Raw genomic sequence first — 7,078 nt, 5'->3', positions numbered from 1 at the left:
ATCCTCCATAATCGCCGACCCCATATGGTTATTCATACCTACCGCATCAGGTAAAACGGCGTAAGCCTCTTCCACCAAAGCCTTAATTTCGTCATCGGTCATATTCCGAAAAACACCTTTTTCCCCTACCCATTCCGGCTTACCCTGCAAAGCCTCCATGGGCATATGTATAATTACTTCCTTTCCCGCATCCTCAGCCTTTTGGGCATTTTCCACGGAATTCTCAGAAAAAGGCATAACTGCCACCGTAAAAGGAATAGGCAGTGCCAACATTTCATCCGTACCATCGCCGTTATACCCGAAGTCATCAATGACAATGGCCAACTTCCCACAACCAGACACACCGGGGGAAATATTGGATGCCCTTACCGCCTGTCTGGCAGCAGTAACTCTGCCCCCCACAAAACAAAAGGCAAATAACAACAAATAACACAAACCATTTTTCCAGCTTTTTTTCATTTTATTCAGTCCTTCAATGACGTTTGTTACCTAACATACACGGAAAATTCGTCCAATATTCCGCCTTTCCACCTATAGAAGAACTGACTTATACTCCAATAAAATATTTTTTCTACTCTGAAGCTTCATAAGCGCCTTTGTTTTCTGTAATATGAAAATCTTTCTTCCACAAACGAAATTCATAGTAAACCATGACCATCGCCAGTAAAAAAGCTAACGTATCTGCCATTGGTGCGGCATACAACGCCCCATCCAGCCCGAAGCTTTCAGAAAGCAATAACGCCAAAGGAATCAAAAAAACAACTTGCCTTGCCAAAGCAACCAAAAGTGCTTTTATTGGTTTTCCCACGGCTTGAAAAAAGGATGCTGTAACCTGGGGCGGGCCATATAAGAAAAAAGCCAGCATATACCCACGGAAACAATGTTTTGCAAAAACTAAATAAAGGGGCTCATCCTGTACAAATATTTCTGCAACAATTGTACCACCCCACCGGAATATGCTAAACCAAAAAAATGAAATAACAAGGGAGGCAATGACCCCCATGCGATACGTTTGCTTAACACGCTGCAACTGCTTTGCCCCAAAATTAAATCCATGAATGGGCTGTGTTCCCGCCGCCAGTCCAACAAACATGGAATGGGCAATCTGATATAATTTCGTCATAATGCCATAGGCAGAAAGGGTAATTTCACTGCCATAAATACTTAATTCACCATACCGACGCATTAAATTATACATTACAATTTGTGTTGCCGCCGTGGCGGTTTGCATACAAAAGCTGGGAAAGCCCAGTTTAAAAATTTCACAAACATACTTTCTTTCTAAAACCAACTTTTCCTTCTGAAGGCGAATATGCTCCATACGTGGTATATATGCCAAAGCAAGGCCTCCTGAAATGATTTGTCCTGCAATGGTAGCTACAGCCGCACCTTGTACCCCCATTCCCAGCCAAAAAATAAAAATGGGGTCTAAAATTAAGTTGATTGCCGTCCCAATGATCATGGTGCGCATCATATATTTAGGGTTTCCGTCTGCACGAATAATTGCCGTAAGTGCCATGGTGAACATGGAAAACGGCGTACCCCATAAAATAATTCTTGTGTATGCCGCAGAAATATCAAGAACTGCGGCGGACGCCCCAAAAAATAATAAAATCGGTTTAAGAAACAACATTCCGCCAAAAAACACAACGCCCCCTGCCAGTAAAAGCAATAAAAATGCGTTGGTAAAAACCCTTTCCCCCGTGACCTCGTCCCCACGCCCCAGGGCAAGGCTAACATTTGCGGCGCATCCATCCCCAATCATCAAAGCCAAAGCCGCCGACAAAATAAACAGAGGAAAGGCAACATTGGTAGCCGCCACACCATCAATTCCCACCGCATGCCCGATGAAAATCTGATCGACAATATTATACAAACTGTTTACAATCAAAGTAAGCGCGGTAGGAACTGAAAATTTAAATAAAAGCTTACCAATTTTTTCTGTTCCCAGTATATTTTCCTGTGCCATATCCTCTCCCCCAATCAAAAAATCTCAAAACAAAAAAGCATTCTATCTCATTTGATAAAATGCCTTCTCTTTCTTCATTTTTTGCGGAAAAAGGCACTCCATCAACGTAGGTTTTCGTAGCCTTCTTCTCCCATCCAGACTGACTGTCGGCTTCGCATTGCAACGAATCCTGCTTTGGCTTTCGCCGCGGCTCGCGGGCTATTACCGCCGGTATGGTTTCTCCCATTTCCGAAGAATTTTTTATATATTTATTTTCTATCTATATAGTTATGATCAATTCATATTCCTTACTTTTGATGGTATCACAGGAAAAACGGCAAGTCAACGAAATCCTTACATTACTTTACTTCGGCGCCGCAAAATATGCAAAACCGCTGTCCCTCTTTGATGGCTCCACCACAATTATGACAGTATCTGGGCCATTCCTCCGTTTGTTCTGCAACAGCTTCAACCAAAACTTCTGCATCTTTGTCTTGAGGTTCTTCCACCTTTGGCTGTTCTGTTTCTTTTTCTTCTTCCTCCTGATGTGGGCGTTTTGTTTTTGCTCTTTCTTCCTGAATGGCTTCCCGCTCTTTCTTTATTTTTTCAATTTCTATCTCTAAGTGACGAATACGATCTTGACTAACAACGACTTTATCACAAATCAGCATCGCTTCGTCGTCTAATTTCTCACCCACAGCAAATTTTGCCCAATAATGTTCGCCTAATTCTTTATGGTAATACTGAACATTTCCCTTTTCAATGGAAATTTCTCCGGTTAAACGGTTAATTTCCAAACTGTCCCCTGCTTTTTCCGTTAAATTTCTGGCTGCTTCTCCCAATTTATCAAAAAAATCCATAATTCCCGCTCCTTTTCTAGAAAAAAACAATTTCCATTAATTATACATTCATTTTAGGACAAAAATCAATTCTGCCAGAATTATTTTCCTACTTTTTTCACATAATGAATTTGGGAGGTGAAAGCATGAAAATTTTTCAGGATATTACAACTCTTCGTCCGGAATTAGTAAAAGAAATTACCCATAACGATGCGGATATGAAACGTTTTTACACCTTAACCACCGAAGAACGGGCAGATGTGCTTGGGCGAATCAGCGAGCATAACTCTCTTCATGAGTTAGAAAAAGCAAATGCAGAAAAATAAAACTGCGCCTTTGCTCAGTGCCCATAAGACTGTCCTTTAGAGTCCCGGCATTTGTTCGGCAAGATTGAACACAATAGGTGGCACATAGATAAAATTCCATGTGCCGCTTATTTTTTTTACAAAACTAACCCATGGCTTATACAACGCCCCAGCTTTTAAATTGTGGTATCTTATTAGGACGCTAGTAATATTTGCTTTTGATGTGTTTGCTATTCGGTCTCTTTGGCAAAAAAGATCCTTTTACAATCAGATTGCTAATTTTGTTACAATTCGTAGGTAGATTTTCTTTATTTTTCTATTGGTAAATTTCTCTTTTTACGGTTTAGTGCTGAGGGCGTTCTTGTAAAAGAAGAGTGCTTTTTTCCTTCCCTCCTATTTTCCTTCCTATTTCAACCCATACAAAAAAATACGCACGGCAACGTTGTTTTACAAAAAGTTAACCTTTTCTTTCATAACTTTTCTCCAAATACGAATAGATTTATAATCTTTTTTCCGCTTATTTTCCCATTATGTCTATGCACGTACATAAAATATTATACAATTCGACTTTACCCTATTTACATCCCCATTTTACCACCGTATAATAAAAATACCTTTTTAATCAACGAGTTTTATGTAAGAGGGAGCCATTTATCATGGAATTATTAAAACGTAGAATCAAAAACGACGGAACAGAAATAGGCACAGAGATCGTTAAGGTAGATTCTTTCTTGAATCACCAGTTAGATATTGGCTTATTTATGGCATTAGGCAAAGAAATACATCGCCGCTTTGGTAACATGGGAATCAATAAAATTCTTACCATCGAGGCTTCAGGTATCGGGATTGCCGCCATTACAGCCATTTACTTCGATCTGGTGCCTGTTGTTTTTGCCAAAAAAACACAGCCAAACACAATGACCGAGGACTATTACGGAGCCCCCGTTAAGTCTTTTACAAAAGGTACCGTTTCCATGGCCAGAGTATCCAAAAAGTATTTAGATAAAGATGATAAAGTCTTAATTCTAGATGACTTTCTTGCCCATGGCGAAGCAGCTGCAGGGCTGGCAAACCTTGTTGAGCAAGCCGGTGGTACAGTATGTGGTATTGCAGCCATTGTAGAAAAAGAATTTCAAGGTGGCAGCCAAAAGCTAAGAGACCTTGGTTATCATGTGGATTCATTGGCTGTTATTACAAAAATCGAGGACGGAAAAATCTACTTTAAAGATTAATGCGTCCTTCTTTACTTTTTCCTGTTGTTGCAAAACAAGCTTTATCATTTGGTTATTCAGCCTTCATAAAAAGGGGAGGGCGATTAACATACCTGTCACTATTTATTACTATTGTTAAAAAAGAAAAGGAGAGGAACCATGAAAAAGTTTTCAAAATTCTTGGCATTTGCTTTGGCATTAACCTTGTCCATGACGGCTTTAGCTGGCTGCGGCGGCAACACTTCCGAACCAACGGCTGAATCCGGCGACACAGCAGAAGTAACAAAAGTAGGATTTATCTACATCGGTTCTCAAAATGACGGCGGCTATTCTCAGGCACAGCACAATGGCACAAAAGCTGTAGAAGAATACTTCGGCGACAAAGTGGAAACAATTATTGCTGAAAACGTATCCGAAGAAAAACAGACTGTAAAATCTACAGCAATCAATATGATTGACCAAGGAGCTACCATTGTCATTGGTACAAGCTTCGGCTTCATGGATGCTTTGGAAGAACTGGCAGCAGAATACCCCGATGTAACCTTCTTGCATTTCTCCGGCTACAAAATGAATGATACAAACTTTGGTAACTACTTTGGTGCAATGGAAGAACCCAGATACCTCACCGGTATGATTGCAGGTATGATGACAGAAACAAATAAACTGGGCTACGTTGCAGCTTACCCTTATACAGAAGTTCATATTGGTATTGACGCATTCACCTTAGGTGCACAGAGCGTTAACCCTGACGTAGAAGTAAAGGTTGTTTACACAAACAGCTGGAACGATCCCGCTAACGAAAAAGCAGCAGCTGAATCCTTATTGGCGCAGGATTGTGATATTATTACACAGCATGCGGACTCCGCAGGCCCTCAGTTGGCAGCAGAAGCCGCCGGCAAATTGGCAATTGGCTACAACTTAGATAACTCTCAGATCGCTCCAGGTTCTTTCTTAACAGCACCCATCTGGCATCATGAAAAGTACCTCGTTCCTACCATTGAAAAAATCATCGCAGGCACTTATGTTCCCGAATCCTACTATGGTACCATGAAGGACGGCTACGTTGGCCTTGCACCTATGACAGATTTGGTACCTCAGGAAGTACAGGATAAAGTAAATGAAGTAGCAGCAAAAATGGAAGCAGGCGAATACCCTGTATTCGTAGGACCTATCTATGATACAGAAGGCAATGTATTGGTTGCAGAAGGCGAAACTCTTGACAGAGAAGGCATCTGGACAGTAATGCAGAGCTTGGTAAAAGGCGTTTCCGCTGTAAACTAAAAAAATCCTTTTTTAAAAGATCAGGAGAAAAAATATGGAACCTGTAAAAGCAATAGAAATGAAAAACATTTCCAAAGCTTTCGGGTCCGTTAAGGCGAACGAAAACGTGAATCTCACTGTGTTAAACGGTGAGATTCACGCGCTATTAGGAGAAAATGGTGCCGGAAAAAGTACCCTTATGAGTATGCTTTCCGGCATCTATACTCCCGATAGCGGCTCCATTTCTATTCAAGGCAAAGAAGTGGATTTTTCTTCCCCCAAGGACTCCATTGCTTTGGGCATCGGTATGATCCATCAGCATTTTAAGCTGGTAGATGTTATGACAGCAAAAGAAAATATGGTTATGGGCAGTAAGGGCATTGCTTTGCATGGCAAACAACTTACAAAGGAAATGCAGGACATTTGCGACAAGTATGGCCTTGATATTAAGCCCGATAAAAAAGTTTATGAGATGTCTGTGGGCGAAAAACAGACGCTAGAAATCATAAAGGTGCTATACCGTGGTGCTAAAATTCTTATTTTGGACGAACCAACCGCCGTATTAACACCTCAGGAGATCAAGCGTCTTTTTGCCATTTTAAGAAACATGAAGGAAAAAGGCTGTGCCATTGTTATCATCACCCACAAGCTAGGGGAAGTAATGGATATCTCCGACCGCATTACCGTTTTACGCCGTGGTCAGTCCATTGAAACCGTAGAAACAAAGGATGTTGAAGTAAACCGCCTAATTGAAATGATGGTTGGCAAAAAGGTAGATTTAGAATTAGAAAAGCCTTCCTGCACTCAGGAAAACCCTTTGTTAAAAGTGGATGGCCTTTACGTTTCTACCAAAGAAAACAAACATGCTTTGGAAGATATTAATTTCGACCTTTTTTCTGGCGAAATTCTGGGGATTGCAGGTGTTGCAGGCAGTGGTCAAAAAGAAATCTGCGAAACCATCGCAGGGCTTTTACCTGCCGAAAAAGGCCGTATTTTCTTTGAAAACGCAAATATTCTTGGAAAAACTCCCCGTGATATCATCCGCCTAGGCATCCGTATGGGCTTTATTCCCGAGGATCGTTTGGGTATGGGCTTGGTTGGCTCTATGGACATGGTTCATAATATGATTTTAAGAGATTACCCAAATCAGCCCGGCTTCTTCCTCCGCAGAAAAGATAGTACCAAAAAAGCGGAGCGTTTAGTGGAACAATTGGAAATTCTTACTCCTGGTGTGCACCACCCCATCAAAAAATTATCAGGTGGTAACATTCAAAAAGTTCTTTTAGGGCGTGAGATTGATTCTAATCCTAAAGTTTTAATTACTGCTTATCCTGCTCGTGGCTTGGATATCGGTGCATCTTATAAAATTTATGATTTATTGAATGAGCAAAAGAAGAAGGGCGTTGGCGTACTTTTCATCGGCGAAGATTTAGACGTTTTGATGGCCCTTTGCGATAGAATTATGGTGTTTTGCGGTGGTAAAATGACAGGTATCGTTAACCCCGAAGAAATTAC

7 protein-coding genes and 1 riboswitch are annotated in these 7,078 nt (G+C 41.0%); of the genes, 4 read left to right on the top strand and 3 right to left on the bottom strand.

Features of this window, described 5'->3' with window-relative positions:
* The 3 genes from P9Q65_RS12815 to P9Q65_RS12805 all read right to left on the bottom strand — a co-directional run.
* A partial coding sequence (locus P9Q65_RS12815) for a divergent polysaccharide deacetylase family protein (RefSeq protein WP_304509881.1) occupies positions 1 to 459 on the bottom strand: 459 nt, incomplete at its 3' end.
* Positions 460 to 571: 112 nt separating this feature from the next.
* Entirely contained in the window at positions 572 to 1,969 is a 1,398-nt protein-coding gene (locus P9Q65_RS12810) for an MATE family efflux transporter (RefSeq protein ID WP_304509879.1), read from the bottom strand.
* A gap of 118 nt (positions 1,970 to 2,087) precedes the next feature.
* Positions 2,088 to 2,209, bottom strand: a riboswitch (FMN riboswitch).
* Between the two features lie 98 nt (positions 2,210 to 2,307).
* Complete coding sequence (locus P9Q65_RS12805; protein ID WP_304509877.1) at positions 2,308 to 2,808, bottom strand: zinc ribbon domain-containing protein; 501 nt, start codon at positions 2,806 to 2,808, stop codon at positions 2,308 to 2,310.
* Between the two features lie 125 nt (positions 2,809 to 2,933).
* On the opposite strand from P9Q65_RS12805, the gene P9Q65_RS12800 reads away from it, so the two are divergent.
* The 4 genes from P9Q65_RS12800 to P9Q65_RS12785 form a co-directional block, all read left to right on the top strand.
* Entirely contained in the window at positions 2,934 to 3,113 is a 180-nt protein-coding gene (locus P9Q65_RS12800) for a hypothetical protein (protein WP_304509875.1), read from the top strand.
* Positions 3,114 to 3,748: 635 nt separating this feature from the next.
* On the top strand, positions 3,749 to 4,324 hold the full coding sequence (locus tag P9Q65_RS12795) for a xanthine phosphoribosyltransferase (RefSeq protein WP_304509874.1): 576 nt from the start codon (positions 3,749 to 3,751) through the stop codon (positions 4,322 to 4,324).
* 138 nt (positions 4,325 to 4,462) lie between these two features.
* Positions 4,463 to 5,584, top strand: a complete 1,122-nt coding sequence (locus P9Q65_RS12790) for a BMP family ABC transporter substrate-binding protein (RefSeq protein WP_304509873.1) — start codon at positions 4,463 to 4,465, stop codon at positions 5,582 to 5,584.
* 34 nt (positions 5,585 to 5,618) lie between these two features.
* Positions 5,619 to 7,078 (top strand): ABC transporter ATP-binding protein (locus P9Q65_RS12785; RefSeq protein ID WP_304509871.1); only part of this gene is annotated, 1,460 nt, incomplete at its 3' end.

The organism is Anaerotignum sp. (assembly GCF_030625865.1).
GTDB lineage: Bacteria > Bacillota > Clostridia > Lachnospirales > Anaerotignaceae > Chakrabartyella.
Note: the sequence above shows the minus strand (reverse complement) of the source record. Positions and strands in the feature narration are given on the sequence as shown.